This is a genomic window from Azohydromonas australica DSM 1124, from assembly GCF_000430725.1.
GTDB classification, from domain to species: Bacteria; Pseudomonadota; Gammaproteobacteria; order Burkholderiales; family Burkholderiaceae_C; genus Azohydromonas; species Azohydromonas australica.
In genome coordinates, this window is record NZ_KE387224.1 from 5,501 (window position 1) to 31,356 (window position 25,856).

At 63.0% G+C, this 25,856-nt stretch carries 22 protein-coding genes and 3 pseudogenes; 9 read left to right on the forward strand and 16 right to left on the reverse strand.

Annotated elements, in window-relative coordinates; all coding sequences use genetic code 11:
- The 4 genes from H537_RS48570 to H537_RS0139765 all read right to left on the reverse strand — a co-directional run.
- Window positions 1-440: NADP transhydrogenase subunit alpha (locus H537_RS48570; RefSeq protein ID WP_043462351.1), on the reverse strand; the 440-nt coding region annotated here is incomplete at its 3' end.
- A gap of 143 nt (window positions 441-583) precedes the next feature.
- Complete coding sequence (locus H537_RS52110) at window positions 584-1,018, reverse strand: PaaI family thioesterase (protein WP_084151324.1); 435 nt, start codon at window positions 1,016-1,018, stop codon at window positions 584-586.
- Window positions 1,019-1,023: 5 nt separating this feature from the next.
- The gene (locus H537_RS0139760; protein WP_029002268.1) at window positions 1,024-2,004 is read right to left on the reverse strand and encodes a Bug family tripartite tricarboxylate transporter substrate binding protein; all 981 of its coding nucleotides are present in this window, start codon (window positions 2,002-2,004) and stop codon (window positions 1,024-1,026) included.
- A gap of 52 nt (window positions 2,005-2,056) precedes the next feature.
- On the reverse strand, window positions 2,057-3,490 hold the full coding sequence (locus tag H537_RS0139765) for an NAD-dependent succinate-semialdehyde dehydrogenase (RefSeq protein WP_029002269.1): 1,434 nt from the start codon (window positions 3,488-3,490) through the stop codon (window positions 2,057-2,059).
- A 181-nt stretch (window positions 3,491-3,671) separates the two neighbouring features.
- Between H537_RS0139765 and H537_RS48575 the strand changes: the two genes are divergently transcribed.
- Entirely contained in the window at window positions 3,672-4,256 is a 585-nt protein-coding gene (locus H537_RS48575) for a MarR family winged helix-turn-helix transcriptional regulator (RefSeq protein WP_169517199.1), read from the forward strand.
- Here H537_RS48575 and H537_RS48580 read toward each other — a convergent pair.
- From H537_RS48580 to H537_RS0139810, 8 genes are read right to left on the reverse strand one after another with little or no spacing between them, the layout of a single operon-like run.
- Window positions 4,231-5,913 (reverse strand): GMC family oxidoreductase, encoded by a 1,683-nt coding sequence (locus H537_RS48580; protein WP_084151326.1) that lies wholly within the window; start codon window positions 5,911-5,913, stop codon window positions 4,231-4,233. The genes H537_RS48575 and H537_RS48580 overlap by 26 nt on opposite strands.
- Window positions 5,913-6,875 (reverse strand): hydroxymethylglutaryl-CoA lyase, encoded by a 963-nt coding sequence (locus tag H537_RS48585; protein ID WP_051244751.1) that lies wholly within the window; start codon window positions 6,873-6,875, stop codon window positions 5,913-5,915. Before H537_RS48585 ends, H537_RS48580 begins: the two co-directional genes overlap by 1 nt.
- Window positions 6,872-8,512, reverse strand: a complete 1,641-nt coding sequence (locus H537_RS0139785; RefSeq protein ID WP_029002270.1) for an AMP-binding protein — start codon at window positions 8,510-8,512, stop codon at window positions 6,872-6,874. Before H537_RS0139785 ends, H537_RS48585 begins: the two co-directional genes overlap by 4 nt.
- Complete coding sequence (locus tag H537_RS0139790; protein WP_043462347.1) at window positions 8,509-9,267, reverse strand: enoyl-CoA hydratase/isomerase family protein; 759 nt, start codon at window positions 9,265-9,267, stop codon at window positions 8,509-8,511. Before H537_RS0139790 ends, H537_RS0139785 begins: the two co-directional genes overlap by 4 nt.
- 7 nt (window positions 9,268-9,274) lie before the next feature.
- The gene (locus H537_RS0139795; protein ID WP_029002272.1) at window positions 9,275-10,474 is read right to left on the reverse strand and encodes a CaiB/BaiF CoA transferase family protein; all 1,200 of its coding nucleotides are present in this window, start codon (window positions 10,472-10,474) and stop codon (window positions 9,275-9,277) included.
- Between the two features lie 11 nt (window positions 10,475-10,485).
- Window positions 10,486-11,217 (reverse strand): enoyl-CoA hydratase/isomerase family protein, encoded by a 732-nt coding sequence (locus H537_RS0139800; protein WP_029002273.1) that lies wholly within the window; start codon window positions 11,215-11,217, stop codon window positions 10,486-10,488.
- 5 nt (window positions 11,218-11,222) lie between these two features.
- Complete coding sequence (locus H537_RS0139805; RefSeq protein WP_259375268.1) at window positions 11,223-12,194, reverse strand: NAD(P)H-dependent flavin oxidoreductase; 972 nt, start codon at window positions 12,192-12,194, stop codon at window positions 11,223-11,225.
- Window positions 12,195-12,207: 13 nt separating this feature from the next.
- Window positions 12,208-13,251 carry a Bug family tripartite tricarboxylate transporter substrate binding protein gene (locus tag H537_RS0139810; RefSeq protein ID WP_084151327.1) on the reverse strand — a complete coding sequence of 348 codons (1,044 nt, stop codon included), beginning with the start codon at window positions 13,249-13,251 and terminating at the stop codon, window positions 12,208-12,210.
- Between the two features lie 318 nt (window positions 13,252-13,569).
- On the opposite strand from H537_RS0139810, the gene H537_RS0139815 reads away from it, so the two are divergent.
- Window positions 13,570-13,896, forward strand: a complete 327-nt coding sequence (locus H537_RS0139815) for a hypothetical protein (RefSeq protein WP_156902285.1) — start codon at window positions 13,570-13,572, stop codon at window positions 13,894-13,896.
- 251 nt (window positions 13,897-14,147) lie between these two features.
- Here H537_RS0139815 and H537_RS0139820 read toward each other — a convergent pair whose 3' ends face one another.
- Window positions 14,148-14,441, reverse strand: coding sequence for a hypothetical protein (locus H537_RS0139820; protein ID WP_029002277.1), 294 nt, complete (start codon window positions 14,439-14,441; stop codon window positions 14,148-14,150).
- Window positions 14,442-14,856: 415 nt separating this feature from the next.
- Between H537_RS0139820 and H537_RS48590 the strand changes: the two genes are divergently transcribed.
- The 3 genes from H537_RS48590 to H537_RS0139835 all read left to right on the forward strand — a co-directional run bounded on the left by H537_RS48590 (window position 14,857) and on the right by H537_RS0139835 (window position 16,934).
- Window positions 14,857-15,426, forward strand: a complete 570-nt coding sequence (locus tag H537_RS48590; RefSeq protein ID WP_051244755.1) for a Uma2 family endonuclease — start codon at window positions 14,857-14,859, stop codon at window positions 15,424-15,426.
- 913 nt (window positions 15,427-16,339) lie between these two features.
- A complete protein-coding gene (locus H537_RS0139830) occupies window positions 16,340-16,606 on the forward strand; it encodes a BrnT family toxin (protein ID WP_029002278.1) in 267 nt (88 codons plus the stop codon).
- Complete coding sequence (locus H537_RS0139835) at window positions 16,593-16,934, forward strand: BrnA antitoxin family protein (RefSeq protein ID WP_029002279.1); 342 nt, start codon at window positions 16,593-16,595, stop codon at window positions 16,932-16,934. Before H537_RS0139830 ends, H537_RS0139835 begins: the two co-directional genes overlap by 14 nt.
- Window positions 16,935-17,241: 307 nt before the next feature.
- Here H537_RS0139835 and H537_RS52115 read toward each other — a convergent pair whose 3' ends face one another.
- From H537_RS52115 to H537_RS0139855, 3 genes are all read right to left on the reverse strand, one after another.
- Window positions 17,242-18,543, reverse strand: coding sequence for a replication initiation protein (locus H537_RS52115; RefSeq protein WP_169517200.1), 1,302 nt, complete (start codon window positions 18,541-18,543; stop codon window positions 17,242-17,244).
- Window positions 18,544-19,666: 1,123 nt separating this feature from the next.
- Window positions 19,667-20,137 carry an RNA 2'-phosphotransferase gene (locus H537_RS48595; RefSeq protein ID WP_310733043.1) on the reverse strand — a complete coding sequence of 157 codons (471 nt, stop codon included), beginning with the start codon at window positions 20,135-20,137 and terminating at the stop codon, window positions 19,667-19,669.
- Window positions 20,065-20,340 carry a hypothetical protein gene (locus H537_RS0139855; RefSeq protein WP_156902286.1) on the reverse strand — a complete coding sequence of 92 codons (276 nt, stop codon included), beginning with the start codon at window positions 20,338-20,340 and terminating at the stop codon, window positions 20,065-20,067. The genes H537_RS48595 and H537_RS0139855 overlap by 73 nt, the downstream gene beginning before the upstream one ends.
- 399 nt (window positions 20,341-20,739) lie before the next feature.
- On the opposite strand from H537_RS0139855, the gene H537_RS0139865 reads away from it, so the two are divergent.
- The 4 genes and pseudogenes from H537_RS0139865 to H537_RS48600 all read left to right on the forward strand — a co-directional run.
- Window positions 20,740-21,822 carry an IS110 family RNA-guided transposase gene (locus tag H537_RS0139865; RefSeq protein ID WP_029002283.1) on the forward strand — a complete coding sequence of 361 codons (1,083 nt, stop codon included), beginning with the start codon at window positions 20,740-20,742 and terminating at the stop codon, window positions 21,820-21,822.
- A gap of 369 nt (window positions 21,823-22,191) precedes the next feature.
- Window positions 22,192-22,431: pseudogene (locus H537_RS0139870) on the forward strand (IS110 family transposase); the annotation flags it as partial.
- A 332-nt stretch (window positions 22,432-22,763) separates the two neighbouring features.
- Window positions 22,764-23,897 (forward strand): annotated as a pseudogene (locus H537_RS56985) (recombinase family protein); the annotation flags it as partial.
- Window positions 23,898-24,390: 493 nt separating this feature from the next.
- Window positions 24,391-25,194, forward strand: a pseudogene (locus H537_RS48600) (IS110 family RNA-guided transposase); the annotation flags it as partial.
- Between the last annotated feature and the right edge of the window lie 662 nt (window positions 25,195-25,856).

Below are 25,856 nucleotides of genomic sequence, written 5' to 3' on the forward strand. Positions count from 1 at the left end.
CGGTCGGCCGCGATGATCACGGCCTTGTAGCCGGCGATGTTGGCCTGGCTGGAGAGCACGTCCATGCTCTGCGCGCGCGTGGTGCGCGGGGCGGCCTCCAGCGCGAAAGCCGTGAGTCCGGCCGCGGCCAGCCGCTCCAGCCCTTCGCGGTCGAAGGGGTTGAACATCCCGACCAGCGCGGCGCCGCGCTTCATCAGCGGCAGTTCCTCGGTGGCGGGCGAGCGGACCTTGAGCACCAGGCCACAACCGAAAGCGGTTTTGGCGTCCACGATCTCCGCGCCCACGGCCTGGTAGGCCGCGTCGGGCGCCGCGGCGGCCACGCCGGCGCCAGACTGCACGAAAAGCTGGTGGCCCTGGGCCTTGAGCTTCTTTGCCGTCTCCGGGGTGACCGCGACACGGGTCTCTGAGGCCGCAGTCTCCAGCGGTACTCCAATCAACATGGAATTCTTCCTCCCGAGGGTTTCATGAAACCTAACGGCTTCCAGGCAGAAGGAATCCCTGCGGACGCCAACAGCACATCGAGGCCGTCTGCGCCCGCCCTTTCGGCAGGCGACCACTGTGTCCGGACTCAATAAACCGGAGCCTATGAATGAGGGTGAGCACCCTCTCCCGAGTCTTTCGTGGCCCACCGCATCCGAAACGTCCCCTGCGCGACGGCAGCCAAACCGCCATCGCCATTGAGGATCCGCCCTTCGCAGAAGGCACAACTGCCCGTCATGTGCAGCAAGCGGCCTTCGGCCGTGATCCGACCATGGGCGGGCGCTACGAATGTCACGCTCAAGTTCACGGTGCCTGCTGGTGGGCGCTCGGGCGCGGCGCTGCGCCATGCCAGACTGAGTGCCATGTCGGCCAGCGTTGCAATCACGCCGCCATGGGCTACACCGCGTCGGTTGGTATGGCGCTCGTCGACATCAAGCGCAATCAATGCACGGCCTTCTGCCCACTCGAGCACCTTGATGCCCAAATCAAGGGAAAACGGTGAGTCCGCAGGCAGCACGCCAGCCAAGTCTTGGTCCATGGGCTTCAGTCCAGGCGTGCGCCCGAGAGCTTGACTTTGCTCATGGCCATTTCCCGATCCCGCACAAGAAACTGTGCAAATTCCTGAGGCGAGTCAGCCACCGGCTCGAGAGCAAAGGTATCGAGGTTGGCCTTCCTGAACTTCTCGTCCGCCACGATGGCGCGCACGTCGGCGGCGATCTTGTCTCTGATGGCCGCGGGCAGCCCGGCCGGAGCGATCAAGCCGTAATAGAAACTGGCCTGCATGGCTGGAAAACCTGCCTGTGCGAAGGTCGGTACGTTGGGCAGGCTCTGCGCTCTCTTGTCGCCCGAGATCGCCAGCACCTTGATCTTGCCGCTCTCGACGAACGGCATCACCACCGAGACGGCACCGATGGTGGCCTGGACCTGGCCTCCCAGCATGTCCTGCAAGGCAGGCGCCAGACCCTTGTAGGGCACATGCACCATGTTGAGCTGGTTTTCCTTGGCAAACCAGGCCATGGACAGGTGCGTCCCATTGCCGACCCCTGACGAGCCGTAGCTGACCTTGTCCGGGTTGGCGCGGACGTACGCGACGAAATCCTTGAGCGTGTTCGCCGGCAGCGAATTGGCGACGACCAGCGCCATGTTGGAGATGGCCACTCGCGTGATGGGCGTGAAGTCCTTGATCGGATCGTACGACAGCTTCTGGAACAGGTACGGGTTCAATGACAGCGTCGGGTCGGTTGCCAGCATCAAGGTGTAGCCGTCGCCGCCGGCCTTTGCGACCTGCGATGCGGCAATCACCTCGTTGCCGCCGGGTCGGTTGTCGACAATGACCTGCTGACCCCAGGCGGCCGACAGGCGCGAGGCCAGCGCGCGGCCCAGCGCATCGACCGGCCCGCCCGCCGCATAGGGAATCACCATGCGCACCGGCTTGGACGGATAGGCATCGGCATGCACCAGCCCACATGCGCCCAGCGCGAAGCCAGCGATGCCCAGCATGGCGAATCTTCTTTGCAGCTTCATGATGTCTCCTTGTCGTGGGCGGCGCCGCCGCGCCGCTATGAGAAAAGCGTTGTCACACGCCCAGTTCGGACACGAACTTGGTGTTCAGGTAAGCCTCGAGGCCTTCGGTGCCACCTTCGCTGCCATGGCCGCTGTCCTTCACGCCACCGAAGGGCGTTTCCGGCAAGGCCAGTCCAAAGTGGTTGATCGAGATCATTCCGCTCTCCAATTCAGCGGCAATGTCGATCGACGTCTTGAGCGAGCGCGTGAACACGAAGGCCGACAGGCCAAACGGCAGGCTGTTAGCCCGCTCCACCACCTCGTCGAACGCGGCAAAGCGGAACATCGGAGCAATTGGGCCGAAGGGCTCCTCGAGGGCAACGCGTGCATCGTCGGGCACGTCCACCAACGTGGTGGGCGCAAAGAAGTACCCCTTGCGCTCCAATCGCGCGCCACCAGTCAGCACCCGTGCGCCGCGCTGCTGCGCGTCGTCGACGAACGACTGCATCGCGTCGACACGCGGACGCTTGGTCAGCGGCCCCATCTGGCTGGCCATGTCGGTGCCCGGCCCCACTGTCAGGGTGCTGGAGCGCTTGACGAAGGCGTCGACGAACCGGTCGTGAATGTCCTCGTGGAGGTAGAAGCGCGAAGGCGCTGCGCACACTTGGCCGGCGTTGCGGTGCTTCAGCGCCACCGCGGCCGCGACCGCGGAGTCCAAGTCGGCGTCGGCGAAGACGATAAAGGGCGCGTGGCCGCCGAGTTCCATGGTCGTGCGCTTCATGTGCTGCGCCGCCATGGCGCCCAGGTGCTTGCCCACAGGCACCGAGCCGGTGAAGGAGACCTTGCGGATAATCGGTGAGGGGATCAAGTGCTGCGACACCTTCTGCGGTTCACCAAAAACCAGGTTCAGGACACCCTTGGGCAAGTCAGCGTCGGCGAAGCAGCGCACGAGTTCGACACAGGCACCCGGCGTCTCTTCAGGCGCCTTGATGACGATCGAGCAACCCGCCGCCAACGCACCGGCGATCTTGCGCACGGCTTGGTTGATCGGGAAGTTCCAGGGGGTGAACGCCGCGACGGGACCGACCGGCTCGCGCAGAACGCTGGCGCGCACCGAGGCCTGGCGCGGTGCAATCACGCGCCCGTAGGCGCGCCGGCCTTCCTCGGCATACCACTCGATGTGGTCAGCTGCGGCCTTGGCCTCCATCAGCGCCTCGGACAGCGGCTTTCCCTGGTCCAGCGTCATGACCTGGGCCAGTCGCTCGTGGCGTTCACGCACCAGCGACGCCACCCGCCGCAGCGCGGTATAGCGCTCGTGCGCCGAGGTCCGCTTCCAGACCTTGAAGCCACGCTGCGCGGCTGCGAGCGCGCAGTCGAGTTGGGTGGCTCCAGCCAGCGGCAGTTCAGCCAGTACCGACTCGTCGGCGGGGTTGATCACCGGCTGTGTGCCGCCGCTGGCCGCCGCAAGCCATTCACCGTCGATGTAGAGGGCCAGCTTCGTGTACATGGCATGTCGCTCCGTCGTCCTAAATTGGTTTTCAATGTACACCTGTTCGTGGACTTAAGCAACTATCAATCAGACGGTAGGCTTATTGGTACTGAGGGATTTGGGACTAAAATCGTGGACAGAGACAACAACCATCGGGTATTCCATGAGTGGATCCAAACGTTCCACGTCGGCACCGAAGGTGATCACCGACCTGCTGTCATCGCGACTGCACTCCCTGGCTGGCCTATCAGCAGCCAGTGCATCGTTGAGGGTTGAGCGCAAGTTCGGATTGACCCTGCTGGAATGGCGATCCATTGCCATGCTGGGCGGCTTTGCGCCGCTGTCCCTGAAGGAGCTGGCTCGCCGCACAGGCATGGACAAGAGTTACGCCAGCCGCACGCTCTCCAGCCTGATTGAGCGCAAGCTGGTCCTCAGCGAGCGCAGTGATACGGATGCGCGGGGCGTCACGCTGCGCCTTTCCGAGGAAGGGCATGCGCTGTACGAAACCGTGTTTGCAGACGCCCTGGCACGCAACGAGCGGCTGCTGAGCCCGTTATCAGCGGAGCAGCGCAAGCAGTTGATGGACATGCTCGGCGCGCTGACGGTCAGTGCCAAGCGCGTGCTTGAAGAGGAGCGGCAGATCGCAGCGGGCGAGGCCCAGGATGAGGATGTGGCCGTGCCGTCAGGCGCCAAGACAGCCGCCAAGGCGGCCGCTGGCGGTGTCGACATGGACGAGGTGCGTTACCTCGTGTCGCGTCTCAACGAATTGGTTGGTGCAGGCTGACGCGCTCCTGGTGCGCCGGCTGGGGCACCGTCGTGGAACAGGTGGCCGTGACCGGTTGCGCTGTCGCTTGGTCGAGGCCAAGGATGAAGTCAGCACAACGCTCGCCAATCATCACGCAGGGTGCGTTGGTGTTTCCGCTGACGAGGGTGGGCATGACCGAGGCGTCGGCCACTCGCAGCCTCTCCAGCCCGATGACGCGCAGCTTTGGATCCACCACCGCCATCTGGTCCTTGCCCATCTTGCAGGTGCCCGAAGGGTGGTAGACCGTCTTGACGGCTTCGCGGGCATACCGCTCGAGCGCGTCATCCGTGAGCATGTCGTCCTTGCTCGGCGCCAGCTCGGTGAAGCCCAACTCCCGCATCGACGGTGCACGCAGGATCCTGCGTGACGCCTTCAAGCCACGCAGCAGCGTCTGCACGTCCTCGGTCGTGGTGAGGTTGTTGGCCACGAAGACGACACGGTCGGCGGCATTGCCGCTGCGCAGCGAGATCTTTCCGCGGGAAGTCGGCCGGAGAACGCAGGGGTTGATCGACACGCCGTGGCGCCCCATCGACTTGCGCTCTTCCGAACTGACCAGCGCCGGGGTGACGTGGATCTGTACGTCGGGACGCCCGGTGCCGGCCGTGTCGATGAAGCCCCCGCTTTCGACCACGTTGGAAGTCAGCAGTCCCGTGCGCGTGAGCAGGTACTGCAGCCCGTGGCGAGCGGCACGCAGACCCTTGTCCTCGTCCATCATCGAGATCGGCCGGTCGGTCACGCCATAGACCGATGCAGCAACGTGGTCCTGGAAGTTGGCCCCGACACCCGGCAAGTCTTGCACGACGGCAATGCCGTGTCGGACGATCTCGTTGGCGGGCCCGACGCCGGAGAGCATCAGCACCTTGGGTGTCCCGATCGCGCCTGCTGAAAGGATCACTTCCTGCGTCGCACGGGCCTCCTGCACCGATCCATTTTTGGCCTGGAAGCGCACGCCCGTGACCTCGCGGCCTTTCATGACCAGCCCGAGGACACGACACTCGGTGTGCAGGGTCAGCAGTGGATTGGCGCGCACAGCCTTGAGGTAGGTGGCCGCTGTTGAGCCGCGCCGGCCGTCGAACGTCGTGGTCTGGAAGAAGCCAACTCCTTCCTGCTTCTCGCCGTTGAAATCGTCGTTGTAGGGATAGCCCACCTCCTGCGCGGCGCGCACCCAGGCACGGCTGATCGGATGGCGGTACCGCGGGTCCGATACCCGCAGCGGCCCCGAGGAGCCATGAAAGCGTCCGCTGAGCCGCTCGTTGCCCTCGCTGCGCCGGAACACCGGCAGCACGTCGCTATAACCCCAGCCGTCGCAGCCCAGGTCGCGCCAGGTGTCGTAGTCCTCGGCCTGCCCGCGGATGTAGAGCATGGCGTTCAGAGAAGAGCCGCCGCCGAGCGTACGTCCCTGAGGCACGGTCAGGACGCGGTTGTTGGCGCCGGGCTCGGGCTCCGTCTCGTAGATGAAAGACCGCTGCGATCCGATCACGCGCACGAAGGTCGCCGGGATGTGGATGAAGGGATGGTTGTCGGCCTTGCCCTCCTCCAGCAGCAGCACGCTCCTGCCTGCCGATACCAGCCGGTTCGTGATCACGCACCCCGCTGACCCCCCACCTACCACGATGTAGTCCGCACTGATCCCCATCACAAGCTCCTCGATTCCATCGATTCCATCGATTCCATCGGTTGCAGCGGATTGAATCCGCTGCGCAGCACGCGGCTTTGCAGTGGCCGGTCCAGTACCAGCTCGCACCACTTGGCCGTCTCCAGCAAACCATCCAGGTCGATGCCGGTGTGCACACCCATGGATTCCAGCAGCCCCACCCAGTCCTCGGTACAGACGTTGCCGGTATGGCCGCCGCCGTACTGCACCTTGGCCGGATGCCCGCCCACACCGCCGATGGCGCAGTCGAAGTGCGTCACGCCCGCGTCCAGCGCGGCGACGTAGTTGACCAATCCGGTACCGCGCGTGTCATGGAAATGGGCAATGGGCGTTACGTTAGGAGCGCGTGCGCGCATGGCCTTGAACAAACTCCGCACGGTGGCCGGCGTGGCCATGCCGGTGGTGTCGCCCAATGTCACGTGCTCGACGCCCAGCGCCGCGAAGCGCTCGACGTCGCGCAGCACTTCCTCGTGATCCACGGCGCCTTCAAACGGGCAGCCGAACGCGACCGACACGGTACCGATCAGGCGGAACCGGCCGCGAGCCACTGCAGCCATGTCCCGGATGTTGTCCCATTGCGCGACACGGGAGCGCTTGAGATTGCGCTGCGAATGCGAGTCCGACGCGGACACCAGCAGGCTGATCTCATTGGCGCCGAAGCCAGCCTCCAGATCCGCCAGGGCGCGTTGCACGGCATGCACGTTGGCGCAGGTTGCCTTGTACATGACTCCCTCGCGCCGCGGCAGCCTCTGCAGCAGTGCGCTCGCGTCTGCGAACTGCGGCACCACGTTCGGGTTCGAGTAGGACGTCGCCTCGACGCGCGAGAACCCGAGCGACGCGAAACGCTCAACCAGTTGGACCTTGCGCTCGGTCGGCACGATGTTCGGTTCATGCTGCAACCCATCACGGGCAAAGCACTCGCACAGCACCACATCGGGCTTCATGCCACACCTCCTGCCATTGCCGCGCCGATACCGAACGCCCTGATGGCGTGGTCGCGCAACTTGTTCTTCTGGATCTTGCCGCTTGCGGTCATACCGATGCTCTCGAAGTCCTGCACCACCTGCACGTAGCGTGGTGCGCGGAAGTTGGCCATGCGCTGCCGCCCCCAGGACAGCAGCGTCTGCTCGTCAAGCGCCGCTCCGGGCTTGAGCGTCACAAAGGCAGCTGGCACCTCGCCAAGCCGTGCATCGGGCACCCCCACCACCTGGGCCAGTGCTATGGCCGGATGCGACAGCAGCACCTGCTCCACCTCTGCCGGCGCGACGTTCTCGCCGCCGACACGGAACACGTCCTTGAGCCGACCAACCAGCCGCAACCTTCCGTCCGGACGCAGCGCGCCGAGGTCGCCGGTGCGCAGCCAGCCGTCGACGGTGAAGACCTTGGCATTGGCCTCGGGCAGCTTGTAGTAGCCCTGCATCACGCCCCAGCCCTTGACCTGGATCTCGCCCACATCACCGGTCTCGCAGACCTGGCCGGTCGCCTCGTTGGCAATGCGCACCGCAACACCCTCGTGAGGCAACGCCAGTCCGGCCACGCGCAGCGCCTCGTCGTCACGCCAGTCGTTGATCACGACATTGGGCGATGCTTCCGACAGGCCATAGGCCCAGCAGATCTGCCTGATACCCATCCCGTCGATGATTCGGCGCATGGTGTCCGGCCCAGCGGCCGCCCAGCCGCCGCGCAGGTGCAGCTTGTTGCGGTCGAAGTCCGGATGGGCCATCAGCATCTGGAACAGCGTGTCGTTGCCGGAGATGAAGGTGCAGCGTTCCTCGTGCAGCATGCGCAGTGCGGCACCCGCTTCGAATGTGGGCAGCGTGGCAATGCACGCACCCGCCGACAGCGCACACAGCAGCGACAGCGTGGATCCGGCGACGTGGAAGAACGGACGGCAGTTGAAGTAGCAATCTTCGGCCTCGATGCCCAGCCGCTGTCCCACGGCAGCGGCATTGCGCAGCATGTTGTCGTGGGTGAGCATCACGCCCTTGGGATGTGCTGTCGTCCCGGAGGTGAACTGGATCAGCAACAGCTCCTGCGGCGTGACCAAGTGCGCCGCTTCGGCGAGCTCGGCATCCGACACATGGTCGCCACCTTGCAGGAAACGCTCCCAACTCGTCGCCGCGGGAGGCACGTCGTTGCCAACGACCACCACGTCACGAAGCATGGGCAGCGCGCTGCCGGGCAGCTGCGTGTCGATGGCGGGCTCTGCCTGGCGCAGGAAGCCGATGAAGTCGATCTTCAGAAACCGGTCGGCCAGGATCAGGAGTTTCGCGTCGGCCTGGCGCATGCAGTAAAGGATCTCGTCAGCCTTGAAGCGCGTGTTGACTGGCACCGTGACAGCGCCGATCAATGCCGCGCCATAGAAGCTGGCGACCCAGTGCTCATCGTTGCCGCACAGCAGGCCGACGAAGTCGCCGCGTCGCACGCCGCGCGCCAGCAGCGCCTTTGCAACGCGTTGGGCCTGGGCAGACAGCGTCTGCCACGTCACCGCCGCAGTGGGCGTCACGAGTGCCCGGGCGTCCTTGCGTTGGAGTGCCTGTTGCTCCAGAACCGTGCCAAGGGTATGGGGTTGCCAACTCATTTCTTATCTCCGAATCCGCCAATGCCGGCACGCCAGTCCGTGCGTGCCAGGTTTTCCTCGATGGCCAGCAGTTCCTCCGCCAGCGCTCCACGGGGCCCGAGCTCGACGCCGCGGTCCATGCACCGCTTGGCCAGCCGCATGGCCAGCGGCGGCGCCTTGACCATGGCAGCCGTCATCTCGGCGAGTTTCTGCTCCAGCCTGTCCGCTGCCACCACCCGGCTGACAAGACCGGCCTCCAGCGCCTGCTGCGCGTTCAGGCGCCGGCCGGTGAACATCATGTCCTTGGCCAGGCGCTTGCCGACGATGCGCGACAGCCGCTGCGTCGCACCCACCGTGCCCCACTGGGCCTCCGGGGTCCAGAAACTTGCCTCGGGTGTGGCCAGCGCGAAGTCGCAGGCCGCGGTGATCTCCACCCCGGAACCGGCTGCCGCACCGTGCACGACAGCCACTACCGGCATGGGCAACGACTCCAAAGCCTCGTAGGCAAAGAAGCCGCGCATTCGCCGCGCGAGCACCTGCGCCTCGTCCATCGTCTTGCGCTCCTTGAGGTCCGCGCCTGCACAGAAGGCAGCACCAGCGCCTCGTACCAGAACCAGGCGGACCTCAGGGTCGGAAGCTGCTGCAAGGGCCGCGGCCAGCAGCCCTTCGCACATCGCCAGGTTGAGCGCATTTCGGCTCTCGGGCCGGTTGAGCATGATGGTGGCAATGCCACCCTCCACGGCATACAGCACCGCGGACTGTGTCGTGTCGTTCATCGAAACCTCAGATTGCCTTGAGTTCACGCAGCTCGGCCACACGCCGCGCATCCATGCCAAGCCGCTGTTGCAGGAGCTGGTCCGTGTGCTCACCCAGCAGCGGCGGCCGGCTCACCTGCGGGTTGTCCCAGCCCTTGAAACGCAGTGGCACCGGCAGCGCCGGAAAGCGGCCGATTGCCGGATGGTCGAAGTGGCTGACCATGCCGCGGGCCTGGACGTGAGGGTCAGCCAGCACCTCGTCGACGGCCTTGATGGGGCCGGCCGGCACCCCGGCCCCCTCCAGCGCATCGCACAACGCATCGCGGTCGTGCCCAGCCACGGCTTCGCCCAGGCGCTGCATCACCTCGTCGCGACGCTGCACGCGCCCGGCATTCGTGTTCAGCCCAGGGTCAGCTCCCCAGGCGGACAGGCCCAGTACCTCGCACAGCGGGGTCCAGTGCTGGTCGCTGGCGGTGATATGCAGCCAGCGACCGCCCCGCGCCTGAAAGCTGGCCGACGGCACACGGCCGGGGTGCTCGGTCCCCAGGCGCGGCGGCACCTCGTGCAGTGCAAACCAGCGGGCTGCTGCCAGCGTCAGCAGGCTGACCTGCGCGTCAAACATCGACAGGTCGATGTGGCAGCCCTGCCCCGATGCACTGCGGCCCTGCAGTGCCGACAGCACGGCAATCACGGCCCAAAGCCCCGAAGTCAGATCGGCCACAGGCAGTCCGGGCTTCACCGGCCCGCCACCACGCTCGCCGGTGAGGCTCATGATTCCCCCCATGGCCTGGAACACCGTGTCGTAGCCTTTGCGCGGCGCATAGGGGCCGGTTTGTCCGAAGCCCGTGCACGACAAATAGACCAGGCGCGGGTTCACGGCACGCAGCGCTTCGGCACCCAGACCGTAGCGATCCAGCGTGCCTACCGGGAAGTTCTCGATCACGACGTCAGCCCCGACTGCCAGGTCACGCACGATCTGCTGGCCCTGCGCACTGCGCAGATTGACCGTGATCGATTGCTTGCTGCGGTTGAACGCCATGTAGTAGGCGCTCTCCACACCGGCATCGCTCTCGACCTTGGGCTCGAAGCTGCGGGTTTCGTCGCCCGAGCCGGGCTGCTCCACCTTGATCACTGTTGCGCCGAGCTCCGCCATGATCATCGAGGCGAAGGGGCATGCCAGCACGCGCGACAAATCCAGGATGGTGATGTGTTCCAGCGGTCTTGCCATGGTGTTCGCCCTCAGCGCTCGGTGCGCACGAAGCTGCGCATGCGCTTGTTGGCCTCGCGGCCGATCTCCAGCCCCTGGGCCAGCGGCAGATCGACCACCTGGTGAAACACCTGCTTGGTGGTGGCCATGGCCGGACGGCTGACGGCAGCCAGGCGCGACGCCAACGCGACGGCCTCCTCCATCAGCCGATCGTCGTCGTAAACCGCGTTCACCATGCCCAGCGCCAGCGCACGCTCGGCATTGACCGCTTCGCCGGTCGCCACCAGCTCGAACGCCGCCTTGCGTCCAATCTGGCGCGTGAGGTTGGGCAGCACGATTGCCGCCACGATGCCGTGCTTGACTTCCGGATACCCGATCCGTGCCGACCGGGCCGCCAGCGCCATGTCGCAGGCGATGGCCAGCCCGGCTCCACCGCCCATTGCAAAACCATTGATGGCAGCGATCACGGGCTTGGTCATGCGCGAGAAGCTCAGATGCAGCTGCATCGTCAGCTCGGCGCGTTCATCGACCCGGTGCATCTGATCCGGCGTCAGGTCCTTGAACTCCGAGATATCGGCGCCGGCGCAGAACGCTGCCCCGTTGCCGGTGAGCACGACACAGTGCACACCCTCGTCAGCTTCCGCCTGGGCCAGTGCCTGGACCAAGCCGCGGGTAAGCGAGTTGTTGAGCGCGTTGCGCTTGTCCGGCCGGTTCATGCGCAGTACGCGCACGTTGCCTTCGTCGTTGATCAGCAGGTCGTCCATGGTTTTCAGCCCCTCTTGGTCCACAGTTGTTCCATCGCATCGCACGTCTCCTGCACGATGCGCTCCACCAGCTCGGCAGCGGGAACGAGCTCGTCGATAAGGGCCGCACCTTGGCCGGCCTCGACCTTTCCCTGCTCGATATTCCCTTCCAGGGCGGCCATCTTCAGCGAGCTGCTACCAAAGATCGCGTTGAGTTCTTCACCAGGTTGTCCGGCCAATTCGGCTACCTCGTACTGTTGCGTGAATTCGTTGCGAACCGCACGTATCGGCAAACTGCGAGGTCCCACGAGGGTTGTGCCTCCGATCCCGGCCTCAAGCACCTTCTGCTTGTAGGCAGGGTGCAATGACGCTTCAGGCGTGAGCAGAAAGCGGGTTCCCATTTGCACTGCGTCAGCACCCAGGCACAGCATGGCGGCAACGCCTGCGCCATCGACAACACCGCCACCGGCAATGATCGGAATGTCCACCGCCTGGGCGATCAAGCGCACCATCACGAGCGTGCTGGTGCCATTGGGCGGCGGGTGGCCACCGGCCTCGGTACCGACAACGATGAGCGCGTCCACACCGGCCGCCTGCGCCTTGCGGGCATGATCCGGGTGACCGACGACGTGAATCCACTTGACGCCGGCTTGCTTGAAGCGGGGCAGGTGCTCCTTGGGACCGCCTTGCGAGGCGATGAGGATGGGCACCCGCTCTTCTAGGACGATGTCCAGGTGTTCCGCGGCGCGCTTGTTGTACAGCGCGACGTTGACGGCAAACGGTTGATCCGTGATCTGGCGCACTTCATGGATCGCACATCGCAGGTCATTTGGCCGCATCGGCCCTGCGGCGATGACGCCCAGCCCGCCGGCCTTGGACACGGTGCCGGCCAGCAGCGCGCTCGATGACGCCCAGCTCATGCCAGCCTGGACAATGGGATAGCGGATACCGAGCAGCTCGGTAATACGGGTCTTGATGTTCATGATGTGAGGTTCCACCAGGGTTGGACAGCTACTCGGCCGTGATGCCTGCTGCCTTGATCACCGGAGCCCACCGGCGCTGTTCCGACTCCAGCAAGGCGCGGTAGGCGCCGGGAGTTCCGGGCTGCGCGATGCCACCGTGCTTGGCGAATTTGCCGCTCACGTCGGAGGAAGACACAGCATCGGCAACGGCATTGGCAAGTTTGGCCGCCACGTCGGCAGGTAAGCCAGGTGGTGCAATCACGCCGTAGGTGCCGTCGGCCAGCAGCTTCGGCACACCGCTCTGCGCTGCGGTAGGCACTTCCGGCAGCAAGGACAGGCGTTTTGTGTCGGTGACAAGCAGTCCGCGCAAGGTGCCAGCTTTGATGAAGTGCGCCACGGCGGGAACTTCAGCGATGAACATGTCCACGTGGCCGCCGATGAGATCTTGCACCGCAGGTGCGGCACCCTTGTACGGAACCACGTTGAGGCGAATGCCGGCTTCGCTCTGCAGCAGCGCGCCCACGACATGTGTACTGCTGCCCATGCCCGCGACGGCAATGCGGAGCTTGCCAGGCTCAGCCCTGGCGCGAACCACAAGGTCGGACAGGGTCTCGATCCCCGAGTTCATCTTCACGACCAGCACATTGGGAGTCCTGACCATGGTGCCCAGGTGCGTCACGCCCTTGAGCGGATCGAAAGGCATCTTCTGGACGATGAAAGGCGCATACACCATCGCACCGGTGCCAGCCATGCTCATGGTGTACCCGTCGGCAGGGGAGCGCGCGACCGCGGCGATGCCCAGCGCACCGCCCGCCCCTGGCCTGTTCTCGACGATGACCTGCTGACCCAGGCGCTCACTCATGGCGCGGGCCAGTGAGCGGCCCATCACGTCAGCCGGCCCGCCGGCCGGAAAGGGAACAACGAGAGTTATTGGCTTGGCCGGAAAGGCCGCGTAGGCCCAGCCGGCACACAGCAACGCTCCAAGCCCTATCCACCGATGCATCCGTTTGAACATGCCCGCATCCCAGAAGGTGACGCCAGCCTGTCCAGCGCCTTGGTGGACACTGTATTTCATTTCGTTGTCTTCGTCCACTATATTGGCACTGATGCCGTTAGTGGCGATTGCCTCGCCTGGACAGCCGTGCAACACCGAGCTTCCAGCGGCGCAATTTCAGCGATATGGCGCTGGAACAGGGACCGCGTGCCGGGATCGACGATCGAGTGCTGCTTTAACGCCGGCGCTGGTGGACGGCCATGCCGCCCGGTCTGGACGCTGCCGGCGCACAGCACTTGGACGTCTTCTTTGCTGCAAATCCCGAGTTCTCCGAGCGGGCATGGGTGCTGGTAGCGGCGCCGGCCTACAGACGTGCAGCCGTGGGAGCGCATCTTGATGCCGCAGGAGCTCAACGGCTTGCAAGAACGTTTGCGCGCCCCGCACGAAGGCTGCGCGCTCGACGCCGGTGACGACTACGCCGCTGTGCAGCCCTGGCTGGAACGCCACGAGTCCGAGGCCATGCGCCGCGCCTACAAGAAGGAAGCCGAGCGCCTAATCCTCTGGGCCGTCGTCGAGCGCGGCGTGGCGCTGTCGTCGCTGTCCACCGAGGACGCCACGGCCTACCGAGCGTTCCTGACCAAGGAAATGGCGGTCACGTCCGGTCGGTTGTTGCTGCGCTGGAAGCGGCTGCGACCCTGCAAGAGGAGTCCTTTGTCAGCAAGGCGCTGGAGCTTGCAGCCCTGATGGACGAAGTGGCTGCCAGGCTGAGTGTCGTGGTCGAAGCCGTCGACAGACCTGCCTCGAACTCGACGGGCAAGTCGTGGTCGTGAGTGGGCGACCGTGGTCGGCAGAGAAAAGACTGGCAGACAACCGGCCTTCCAACTCACCGTGCGTGGCAGAGAGGCCCTGTTCAACGGCGTGGCGGGAGCAGTGAAAAGACCGTCCGGCCCATCACAGATGATCCGGGGCTGCGGATGCGCCTTGCCGTGCGTGATCTATCGGGTTGGCTCCTGCGTTCCGCCGCCTGTTTTTCCTGATGTCATGCCGGCAGCATCGACAGCGATGATGCGCGGCCACTGGCTTTCGCCAACACCACTGCGCGCCCGCTCCTGCTCCTCGATCACGCGCGCGATGTGCTCCGCGCGCTGGTAGCCGTCAAAGTACATCTGGTACGGCAGCATCCGGATGAACGTGCGCGCGGCAGGCGACTTGCGCAGCACGCGCTCGAACCGCTCCCACTTCCCGGCGCGGGCCAGACGCCAGGCAGCCAGCTGTGGATCCGGGCTCACGGTGCACCATCTGCATACGTTGCATCGGTGGTCGAGCCTACGCTCGCCGGTTTTCCCATGGGAAGACCAGGGAGCCGGACGACAAAGAGAACAGCCGCAGTTCAAGAGACGGTGCGGCTGTTTACGGATCACGGCACGGAGGGAAAAGCGCCGAGGGCGGCTCCGAAGGCGCTGGCGGGGCACCTCGCCAGTTTCGATGGCCAAGCTCCGGCCGCAGACCGCGATCTCGACGACCGCATGGTGCCAGCGTGCCCTGTGCGAGCTACAAGCTCGAATTCTCGCCACGCTGCCGCAGCCTGGCAGTTCGCCAGCGCAGTGCCTGCGCTGGCCGGCGTCGCCAGTGTGATTGCGGGCCAAGCGTGACTACAGGGCGTCTGACGGGGACACAATCGAGCCGCACAGAAAACTCACCTCTATGGCTCACCCGCTGCAGGCCCCGATTCACCTGTTCGACTACCTCGCGCGCGAGGAAACCGCACCACTTCGCCACGAGTACGTGGCCGGACAGGTGTATGCGATGACGGGGGGCACGATGCGCCACAACCGCATTGCGTTCAACGTCGCGCGCGTGCTGGCCGATCGGCTCGACGGCACGCCGTGCCAGGTTTTCATCAACGACGTGAAGCTGCACGTGCAGGCGGCAGACAGCGTCTACTACCCCGATGTGTTCGTCGTCTGCGACGCCGGCGTCGCTGCGGGCGAGCGCGTGGCACACGACGCGGTGCTGGTGGTGGAAGTTCTCAGCGACTCGACCGCTGCCACCGACCGCCGCGAGAAACTGGCGGCGTACCGCAAACTGCCGGGGCTGCGTGCTTACTGGATCATCAGCCAGGACGAGCAGCGTGTTGAGGTGTATGGGCGCGATGCCATTGGCCACCAGCCGCCGATGGCCTACGCGGCTGGGGAGGCACTGCCTGCGGTGGATTGGTTGGGCGGCGGGCCTATTGCCTTGCAGGCGCTGTACGCGGGGACGGATCTCGTATAGCTCACTACACCGCCGGCGTGCTGGAGACAGCCGAGGGAGCTGCCCGCCAGGCGAGGCGCTCAGATGCATGGTCCCTCGTTTTCCAGTACCGATGTCGGCGTCGGGTGCCTCCAGGTCAGATCCGGTGCGGGGACGCAGGACACCAAGTCTTCCTGGGGGCGTTTGTTGAACGCGTAGCAGCGGGTGGCGAGCACGCGACGCGCTGGACCTGTGGTGGCAGCCAAGTACGCGGCGAAAGCCGCCACGCGAAAAGGGCAGTGAACTCCATCAAAGCGCACAACATACCTGACCCCCCCCCTCGCCCCAACCACTTCCTCTCCCCCTCCCACCCCCTCCTCCTCCCTTACACCCTCCCACGGGAAAGCCGGTCACAGAGAGCGAGCTGAGGGCGGGTCTGTCTTCCCCTGACTCCTCTCAAAGCCACGGCACACGTAAGAGAAACTGGGAGGGCTTCAAACTGGTTCAACGGAACCAGAACTGCGAGGAAGGCAAAGGCTGAGCAGAAAAGCGGGTGTCCCCTTCCTATCCTTCAGCGGCCAGAACAGCCAACAGCGCAGAGGCTGCGGTCTTCCCTTATCCCTCCAACAACAACGCAGCGAGGTCGAGATGACTGGTTTTCGTTAGTGTTCCCGGTATGTTGTATATATGACTGGCTTGGTGCCTCTTACAGGGCGCTGCGTAGGAGCACCAAGACGCAAATCGGGGCGACCCTACATGTCTGGTGGAGTCGCTGTGACGTGTCGTACGCCGCGCGCAGATTGGCCAGCAGTACCAAGCTAATGCTGAAAAGGAAGTGCCGGCCACAAATGCCAGTGTCTGATACCTCTGATGGGCTGAATGCAGCTGCGTGCCAGCGGATACACGTAACTACAAAAAGCTCCTCAAGCGAGCTTTTTGCATTTACATTAAGCTCATGCACTATGAGCACGATCCTGCCAAGCTGGCTGCCAACGTGGCCCGCCACAGGGTCTGGTTCCACGAAGCCGAAAGCTTCGAATGGGAGACCGCTGTCATTGAGCTGGACGACCGCAAGCGCTACGGGGAGACGAGGTTCCGAGCCATGGGCTACATCGGGCTGCGTCTGTACGTGATGGTCTTCACCTTGCGCGACACTGCGGTTCGACTTATCAGCTTGCGCAAGGCCAACCCGCGAGAGGTGAAGCGCTATGCCCAAACTTAAGCCCGGCACCATCGTGCCAACGCCTGAAGAAGAAGCCGCCATCAATGCCGGCATCGCGGCGGACCCCGACAACCCGGAGCTCGACGACGCGTGGTTCAAGCAAGCGCGCCCAGCCAAGGAGGTTCTGCCGCCTCAGGTGTACGAGGGCTTGGTAGCCCTTAAGCGCCGCCCTGGCCAGCGTGGCCCGCAGAAGGCGCCGCGCAAGCAGGCGGTGACGGTGCGCTACGACCCAGAAGTAATCGAGGCGTTCCGCGCTGGCGGCGAGGGCTGGCAGACACGCATGAACGAGGCACTCAAGGATTGGTTGCGAACGCATCCCCAAAAGTGACACTTTTTGATAACAGGAACTGCTGATTCCAGACAGTCCGCTGCCCGGATCCCCAGTTGGTCAGGTGTGACTTGGGCATCTCAGCGTTCTGCGCTGAGATCCGGCGTCCATGCGTTCGAAAAGCGCGTCGTGACCGCCAGAAGACAGCCGATCTACAACGCCATTAGCGCCCGATGCAGAACGCATCTGTTTCTGCGCATCGGCAATCGACGCTCAAACGCACTTGATACTGCGTACCAAGGCCCACTTCGAATGCGAGTCAGCAGGCCAGGTCGCTTAAGTACTAAATCTTCGATCTAAGAAAATCCTACCTCCTAGCCTTCGCCAAGAGCTTCACTGAAAAATCAAGCATATCTTGAGCTGACGGCTCACCCCAAGTATCCCGTGCCAGCCAGTTCATGAACGCAATCTCCGAAATTTTTGTGATGCGCGTCTTAATGCACAGCTGCGGATGTTCTTGTTGGGCGTTATATCGCTCTATCAGCGCCTTCTTCTCGCTCGCGGTCAGCTCACCGTAGTACGAGCGAGCTTCCTCGCGGCGATTCTGATCAAACTCAGCCTGGATATCGAACTGCTTTTCCTGCTTGGCGCCGGCTGCTTTGCTTGGTTGCTGATTTTCAGCTGCGCGCCTTCCATAGCCCTGCTCTAGGGCTTTGCGGAAGTAAGCAGCAGGTTGTTCCAACGGAGGCTGCTTGTCATCGGCTTGGCGCAGCTCGGTGTATTGGAGAGCGTCGTCGATGTTCTCCGTCGAGTACCGCGCAAGCAGCCGCTTGGCTTCTGTCCCTGGTAGGCCGAGATGCCCCATGCGTTGCATCAGGCGCTGCATGTCACCGTTCGCTTGAGGCGCGCGGTCCTTGTTGCGGACCAGAAATTGAATCGCCTCGACTTTCTTACCACTCTTGTGCTCAACCAGCTCGACCTCGTGATTCGAGCATTCATTAATTTCCTTGACAGCTTTGTTCAGTACGCGCGATTTCAGGACCTTATACTGTCCGAATGAAGATTTCTCGGCAGCACCCAACACCGAATCCCTAAATTCTTCCCAGGGAAGCGACGACGTACGCCCGATGTTCTCAAATCGGACACAAAATTCCCATATCTGCATTGCGACCGCGGTGTTGAACCGACGCATCACCGCCATATCGATGAGAGCGTATACCTCGGGGCGAGGCAGCTCCTGATATATGTCATCACTGATTTTGAAGCGGATATATCCATCCGATATGGCTACCGCAGGGAACAGTACTTGAGCAACCCACTCCACACGTTTGCCTTCTGGGGCCAGCACGTCCCACTCAAACACGATCTGCATGAGCTTGCGGGCTGCATCCTTCAAATGCCCAGTATTGGTCGATGGAAAGGCAATATCTTCGCGCAACCGCGAAAGAGGAATTTTCCACCAGCCCTTTGGATCAGGCTTGTGCTCGATTGCGAACTTTAGCCAAGCGTTGGCCAGCTTGCGCTGCACAAGGGTAAGTGGCTCCCGCGGTCGGCTATGCACGACGTAGACCGTCTTGCGGAACAAGTCCTGACGTGGGGCGCGTACTTCGGCGACAGCCAACAAGCTTTCGGAAGCCGATGCGGCTTGATCTGAAGCATTGTTGCTCACCGAGTCGTCCTCTCTATGGTCACATGCCAAGAGGCCAGTGTAACCGTTGCCCCTGATAGTTCTCCTTCCATTTATCGGCTTTTGTGACAACGGCGTGTTTTTGCCTTTAAAGAACCTTTTCTGTTTTTAATACTTTTACGGCGCAGATTTCTTTTCAAAATCAATAGCTTACAGCTGACATGGTCACATCTTTTGATAGTGAAAGTCACAGGATTTGATTGTTCAGGTCTGTGGATATGAGAGAACGGTCACACCTTTTGAGAGCAACGGTCTCTGGATATGAGAGACCGCTAAGCACTGGGCGATGTGCCGCTGTGGATAACAAGGAGGGTCGGTCTTGAGATGGCATGAAGCCCGTGCCGGGACCCGTGCACAGCGGGCTCGCCAAGTTGAGTCGGCTCGTGCATCGCGCCTAGCAGGCCGTCTCTCAAAACCTGTGACCTTTGGGATCTCTAAACAGCTTCAAGGTCACAACAATTGGAGTCTGTGTGACCATGGCTTGCCTGCTGGAGTGCTGCCGCTCTCAAAAGGTGTGACCAATGAAGCAAAGCACGGTGTTCAGTGGTGTCAAGGCGCTCTGAAAGGGGCTGTCTGAGAGACGCCATGCGCTCTCGCGCCCCGTTTCGCTATCAAAAGATGTCACCTTTGCTCCATAGACTCATGCATTGGTCACAAAATCAAGATCTGGTGTGACCGTTATTGGGCTTTGCAGCCCTACCTTCTATCAAAAGGTGTGACCATCTGGCGCAGCAAGCCGGACGGCGGTCACACCTTTTGATAGGCATAGGTTCGGTGGCTGGGGTTATGGGGGCTGAATCTCAAAAGATGTGACCTTTGCTGCCCTGCTCCCAGGCCACAAGGCCGGTACGCCGCTTCACTTCCACCCTGAGAGGAAAGGACCGGGCGTGGCCGTGCAGCCACTGCCCGTGCATAGGCCAGCCAAGGCAGTACGCAGTTCAGGATCTCACCGCTTCACCCGGCACGGCGCAGGAAAGCCGGCGGTACCCTGGCCGTTAGCCAAACTCCGTTCTCCGCCTGGTGGAAAACAAAGCGCTGTGCATGCATGCATGCGTGCAGCGTCCACCACGAGCACTACAGGCAATCCGTAACGCAGACCAACGACCTAGGCCGTCTGCTCGTCAGTCGAGAGGTGCACATAGTGCCGGGAGGCTGGCTTGATGCCTTGCCGGCTGATAGCGGCGACGAAGCGTGAAGCCGTACCGTGGAACAGCACGTCGGGCGGCTGCACGGGCTCGAACCGACGCTGCACGCTGGGCGTCGAGTGGCCCTGGACTGCACGGATACGAAGGCCGTCGGCCGAGAGCTCGAAGCGCTTCTTGTCGTTCGTGGCAATGACCTGTTCGATGAACTCGCGCGAGAGCTGCCGCCTCTCCCGAGCCGCACCGGCGATAAGGCCCTCCACGCTGCCCCAGCCCTCGGCGTCCAGCGTCAAACCGATCGCCTGTGGCTGGTGACGCAGCACAAAGCTCAGAAACTTGCTGGCCTGGACGAGCCTGACAGTCACGTCGGCCCCTTGCTTGAGTCGATGGCAAGGCGCACCAGCAGCGCCGCGACGGCCGCTTTTGCGTGGCACTGCTGCCAGTACGAGCTGTGCAGATCACAGGCGCAGCGGGTGCCTTCGCTGCCCTGGCGGTCCTCGTAGAACACCGCGGGGCCGTTGGCCCCGTTGCCGATGTAGACCGCGCCCAATGGGCCGCCCAGGTCCGCCCCAATGATCCTCAAGGCGGCAGTTTGCTTGACGATGATTGCTTCGTTGACCGGAAACAGCCGCTTCACGGGCATACCTCACTGCAGGGTGGATACGGTTTGCTGTTGGCGCGGCGGGCGCTGAAAGTAGCGTGCGGTGGCAGCCGTCACCACTCCTGGCGCACTCTCGGGCAACCGGCATGCGCACATGTGTCCTGCGCCGGAGCCGGTGGCGCCGCTGCCGTGGCCGCAGGGACTGGTGCCGCTACGGCAACCGCCACTGGCACCCTGCCCGGCTGCGCCGGTAATCGGCAAGGTAGAGGACCTATACCTGAAGCCGCCCAGCGCCGGCCACATGGGCGCGGTGGCCGCTTCCAGGGCCATCGAGACAGGGGTAATGAATACGAAGGGACCTCCTAGACCCTGCGGCTGCGGTTGATGCCACCATGGCGCCACGGCAGCTGCCCCAACCAGCCGTTGGAGATCTCCATGAGCGACATCGTACGAGTAGGTGTTGACCTGGCGAAGAATGTGCTCCATGTGCACGCCGTCGATGCGGCTGGGAAGGTAATTGCGACCCGTGCGTTACCACGAGGCAAGTTCGCGGAATGGTGCTCCCAGTTACCCGCGAACTGCCTTGTCGCCATGGAAGCCTGCTCTGGTGCCCATTTCTGGAGCCGCAAGCTCATCGCCATGGGGCTGGATGCACGCATCATTCCATCGCAGCTCGTCACCCCGTACAGGGTGCAAGGTCGCGGTGGCAAGAACGATGCGAATGACGCCGCGGCCATCTGCGAGGCTGCTTCACGACCCCACATGCACTTTGTGCCGACCAAGACGGTGGCGCAGCAAGGCATGCTCTGCGTGCATCGACTACGAGAAAGCCTGAAGGAAGAGAGAACCGCCTGCATCAATCAGATCCGCGGCCTGCTCAGTGAGTTTGGTGTCGTGCTGCCGCAGAGTGCGAAGGTTCTGCGAGAGCGCCTCATCGAGGTCATCGAGGACGCAACCAACGAGATCGCCAGCATGGCACGCCTCGTTGTTCAACGTGCGGCGGACCGTTGGCGAGAGCTTGATGAGCACATCACCTGGTGCGATCAGCGAATTGCTGCTCACAACAAGGATGACCAGCAGGTCCGGCGTGCCGCTCAGGTCAAGGGAATCGGCCCTATCACGGCATCCGCGCTCGTTGCCACCGTCGGAGACTTCAAGCAGTTCCGCAACGCGGCACAGTTCGGTGCTTGGCTTGGCCTCACCCCAAAGCAGAACTCCAGCGGCGGCAAGACGTGCCTCGGAGGCATCACCAAGCGGGGTGACATGTACCTCAGGTCGCTGCTGATCCAGGGCGCAAGATCCGCTGTCTTGTCGGCTGACAAACGTGATGACCCAATCTCACGCTGGGTCCAGCGCCTATGCGACAGATCGGGCTGGCAGAAGGCCGCCGTCGCGCTGGCCAACAAGAACGCCAGGATCCTGTGGGCCATGCTCACCAGGGAGCAGCGCTTCAACTGTCACCATGTGAGCGTCAAGCCCAGCGGCCAGCAATGCGCCCCAGACGGGCTCGCCAGTTGAGGCATCGCGCCATTACCGTCCTGTAAGACTCGAGGCGAAGGTACGTTGAACAGGTAAGACCGGCAGCAGGCAAGCTCGTGTCCATTCCAGTGGGCAATTCGCTACCCCGTGCAATGAATGGAGCCCTGCTGAGCGGTTCGTATCTGGGCCCGCACGACGTCTGTCGTACAACAAGGCCGCCTGTAGATGAGCAGTCTTTCCTCGTTCGACCCGCCGGCCCCGTCTCGCTTGACAGGAGCGAACCACTGACCACGCCGACCTATTGACCACGACGGAGGTCCCTGTAGGAATGGACGCCCCCACTCGAACTGGCATCAGCGTGCCCGGGGTAGTACTACATGACTACCGGAACCGAGAGGAGCGTCCGCCATGAACGTTACGACATGCGGGATCGACCTGGCGAAGAACCTGTTCCAGGTGCACGGCGTTAATAGCCGCGGCAAGGCCGTGGTGAAGAAGCAGCTGCGGCGCGATCAGGTGGCGGAGTTCTTCGCCAACATGCCGCCGTGCCTGATCGGCATGGAGGCCTGCTCCGGCGCCCACCACTGGGCACGCCAGCTCACGGCGCTCGGGCACACGGTGAAGCTGATGGCGCCAAAGTTCGTCAAGACGACCTGAACCATGGTGCAAAACTGCCTTTCGAGGTCTTGTGGACCTTGGATCGCGCAGGCTTGAAGACATATCGCCGGGAGGGTCTTACCCGACCGCGGCGGCGTAACGTTCTTGCCACCCCTGAGCCGTGTCGCGGGGTGGAGAGCAGCGATGGACACGAGGCAGCGCCGGACGAATTTCCGGTTGAAGGTCGCGATCGTGTTTGAACCAAGTCGACTGGCCGCAGAACACCTTGCCGACGCCTATGCGCGTGTGGTGCCAATCGTGTCGCGGCGTTCGAGGCACGCAGACCAGTCGTTGACGTGGGATCTACCGCGGAGGGCTCGATCATGAGCACGACAGTGGTGGCGTTGTATGCCAGGGTGTCATCCGAGCAGCAGGCACAAACCCAGACGATCGACAGTCAGCTGAGGGCGCTGCGGGACAGGATCTCCGCGGACGGCGTGCGGCTACTGCCGCAATATGAGTTCATCGACCGCGGGTATAGCGGAACGACATTGATCCGGCCAGCGCTGGAACGCCTTCGCGATGCGGTCGCCAACGGCGAGATAGAGCGGCTGTACGTGCATTCACCAGACCGCCTGGCCCGTCGGTACGCATATCAAGTCATGCTGGTGGACGAGTGCCAAAGGGCTGGCGTCACGCTGGTATTCCTCAACCGTCCCCTGGGCAAGTCCCCTGAAGACGAACTGCTTTTGCAAGTCCAGGGAATGATTGCGGAGTATGAACGGGCGAAGGTGCTCGAGCGTTGCCGGCGTGGCAAACGCCACCGAGCGCAGCAAGGGTCGGTAAGCGTCATGTCCAGGGCTCCCTACGGATATCGGTACGTCACGGTGGCTGAGGGCGCGGGGCATGCTCGCTACGAAATTGACGTTGAGAAGGCACAGGTCGTGCGCCGCATCTATGACTGGGTGGCCCGAGAGCGCCTGAGCTTGGGTGAGGTGTGCCACCGTTTGGCTGACGAAGGAATCCCAAGCCCTGCTGGCAAGGCACAGTGGGGTCAAACAACTGTCTGGAACATCCTGAGGAACACTGCTTATTGCGGGCAAGCCGCCTACGGCAGAACACGCGTTGTTGAGCCACGCCCTCGGCAAGTTGCGCGACCAGGCAAGGCGTTGTTGTCGCTCAATGCCCGACCTCTCTGTCACGTTCCGAGTGATGGGTGGCTATCGATCTCGGTTCCAGCCTTGGTGAGTAAAGTACTGTTCGACTCGGTGCAGGCTCAGTTGGAGGAGAACCGACAGCGCCTGCGCGGTAGCCAGCAACCCGTGGCGCGTTTGCTACAGGGGCTGCTGGTGTGCGGTTGCTGCGGCCACGCCTACTGCGGTTGTACAGGTGCCAAGCGTGGCTCAGTAAAGTACCTTTACTACCGTTGTATTGGAAACAATCATGGGGACCATTGGGGTGGTCAGCGACTGTGCTGGAACAAGCCCGTACGAAGCGAAGACATCGAGCAAGCTGTATGGGGCGAAGTGTGCCGACTACTGCAGGATCCACGACGCTTGACCAGCGAGTATCAGAGAAGACTGAATGCGGTGCAGGCGCCAGCTGCCACAGCCGATGTCAGATTACTGGAACAGCAAATTTCGAAAGTGCGCAACGGCATTGCACGCCTGATCGACGGATACGCTGAGGGCTACCTGGAAAAAAGCGAAACCGAGCCTCGTATCCGTCGCTTCAAGGAAAGGCTGCAGACGCTGCAAGAGCAAGCTGAGCAGGCCCGGACCTTGGCCAAGCAGGAGGCCGACTTGCAGCTCGTGATCGGTCGGCTCGAAGCGTTCAGCGCTCGTGTCAGCGATGGACTTGAGAAGTTAGATTGGACTGGACGTAGGGAGTTGATCCGTACCCTCGTCAAGCGTGTCGAGATCGAGACGGAGTCGATTCGGGTCGTCTTCCGCATCGGCGAAGTGCCGTTGTCGCCAGCGTCCGGTTCAGGTTTGCACCATCATTTACCTCGTCAAGCCCTACGTGAAGTCGAACAAGAACGACGCCGCCGACGCCGAAGCGATCTGCGAGGCCGTAGGCCGGCCCAATATGCGCTTCGTGCCGGTCAAGAATGTCGAGCAGCAGGCAGCTCTGTCTCTGCATCGCGCCCGTCAGGGTTTCATCAAGGCCCGCACGGCGCAAGCCAACCAGATCCGCGGCCTGCTGGCGGAGTTCGGGCTGGTCATCCCGCAAGGCATCAAGCATCTGGCGCGGCGTGTCCCGGAGCTGATCGAGGATGCGACGAACGAGCTGCCTGGCAGCTTCAGGCTGCTGATTCAACGATTGCTGGAGAACCTGCAACACCTCGACAACCAGGTCAGCGAGGTCGAGACCCAGATCAACGCCTGGCATCGCAGCAACCCGCTGAGCCGCAAGGTGGCTTCGATTCCGGGCATCGGCGCGCTCACCGCCAGTGCGCTGGTCGCCGCGGTGGGCGATGCCAAGACGTTCGAGAACAGCCGGCAGTTCGCGGCATGGCTCGGTCTGGTACCCAAGCAGCACTCCAGCGGGGGCAAGACCGTGCTGCTGGGCATGAGCAAGCGCGGCGACTGCTATCTGCGCACCTTGCTCATCCACGGTGCCCGCGCGATGCTCAGTGCCTTCGAGCGCACGAAGAAGGCGGCGTACGACTGGGTCGGGAATCTGGCCGAGAGGCGCTGCTCCAACATCGCTATCGTTGCGCTGGCAAACAAGAACGCCAGGATTGCATGGGCTTTGTTGGCCAACGATCGGGAGTTCCGAGCTGATTACGCACGAGCACGAGCTGCTGCGTAATCGAAGTCGGCAAAGCAGGTTCAACCCATTCAACTGCGAGAGGAGAATCCCACCACCGATTGCTCAGGCGATCACGACACGATGGCAAGACAGGTAAGACCGTGGTCGGTAAAGCCCGCGTACGAAACCGCACTTCGAGTGCTTGGGGGTAATGGGGAATCGACCAGCTCATATCCATGCGGGACAGCAGGCCCCCACCTACATCAAAGTCCGAATGCATAGCTGCAATCTTCCCTTCAAGCCTTCGTTGAAAGACCGCCTGGCATTTTCGGGGGCGTCCATGCATCTCGTACTTTTTCGAAATGTATGGAGCCGACGCCTTTTGCAAGCTCTACGTTGTGATGGAACTGGTCTGCACACATGTATCCGGCTCGCTTGATGGGCAAGGCTGATTGCATGCCCGCAGCCTCGATGAGATCTGCGCACCCCGTCCTCAATATTTTGTCGGCCCGATTGCTCAGCCGTCACGAAAAACAGGATCCCGGAGTGCTGGTCTGACCAGTGTGTCATCACATTGGTAGAGCATCGCAAACCTGCGTTGGGTGTGTTCCTCCTTGGGGTAGTTGCTGCTGTCGGCCGTGTCCGTAGTCGGCGTGGTGGGACTGATCTCAGGCTGCACCAGGACGCACGTACTCGCGGTCGCTGCTGAGCAGCGACTGGAT

What these genes read in the sequence shown, in the direction of transcription:
- H537_RS52110 (WP_084151324.1), bottom strand. Translation starts at nt 1,018, where the DNA reads ATGGACCAAGACTTGGCTGGCGTGCTGCCTGCGGACTCACCGTTTTCC.
- H537_RS0139760 (WP_029002268.1), bottom strand. Translation starts at nt 2,004, where the DNA reads ATGAAGCTGCAAAGAAGATTCGCCATGCTGGGCATCGCTGGCTTCGCG.
- H537_RS0139765 (WP_029002269.1), bottom strand. Translation starts at nt 3,490, where the DNA reads ATGTACACGAAGCTGGCCCTCTACATCGACGGTGAATGGCTTGCGGCG.
- H537_RS48580 (WP_084151326.1), bottom strand. Translation starts at nt 5,913, where the DNA reads ATGGGGATCAGTGCGGACTACATCGTGGTAGGTGGGGGGTCAGCGGGG.
- H537_RS48585 (WP_051244751.1), bottom strand. Translation starts at nt 6,875, where the DNA reads ATGAAGCCCGATGTGGTGCTGTGCGAGTGCTTTGCCCGTGATGGGTTG.
- H537_RS0139785 (WP_029002270.1), bottom strand. Translation starts at nt 8,512, where the DNA reads ATGAGTTGGCAACCCCATACCCTTGGCACGGTTCTGGAGCAACAGGCA.
- H537_RS0139790 (WP_043462347.1), bottom strand. Translation starts at nt 9,267, where the DNA reads ATGAACGACACGACACAGTCCGCGGTGCTGTATGCCGTGGAGGGTGGC.
- H537_RS0139795 (WP_029002272.1), bottom strand. Translation starts at nt 10,474, where the DNA reads ATGGCAAGACCGCTGGAACACATCACCATCCTGGATTTGTCGCGCGTG.
- H537_RS0139800 (WP_029002273.1), bottom strand. Translation starts at nt 11,217, where the DNA reads ATGGACGACCTGCTGATCAACGACGAAGGCAACGTGCGCGTACTGCGC.
- H537_RS48590 (WP_051244755.1), top strand. Translation starts at nt 14,857, where the DNA reads ATGGCTCACCCGCTGCAGGCCCCGATTCACCTGTTCGACTACCTCGCG.
- H537_RS0139830 (WP_029002278.1), top strand. Translation starts at nt 16,340, where the DNA reads ATGCACTATGAGCACGATCCTGCCAAGCTGGCTGCCAACGTGGCCCGC.
- H537_RS0139835 (WP_029002279.1), top strand. Translation starts at nt 16,593, where the DNA reads ATGCCCAAACTTAAGCCCGGCACCATCGTGCCAACGCCTGAAGAAGAA.
- H537_RS0139865 (WP_029002283.1), top strand. Translation starts at nt 20,740, where the DNA reads ATGAGCGACATCGTACGAGTAGGTGTTGACCTGGCGAAGAATGTGCTC.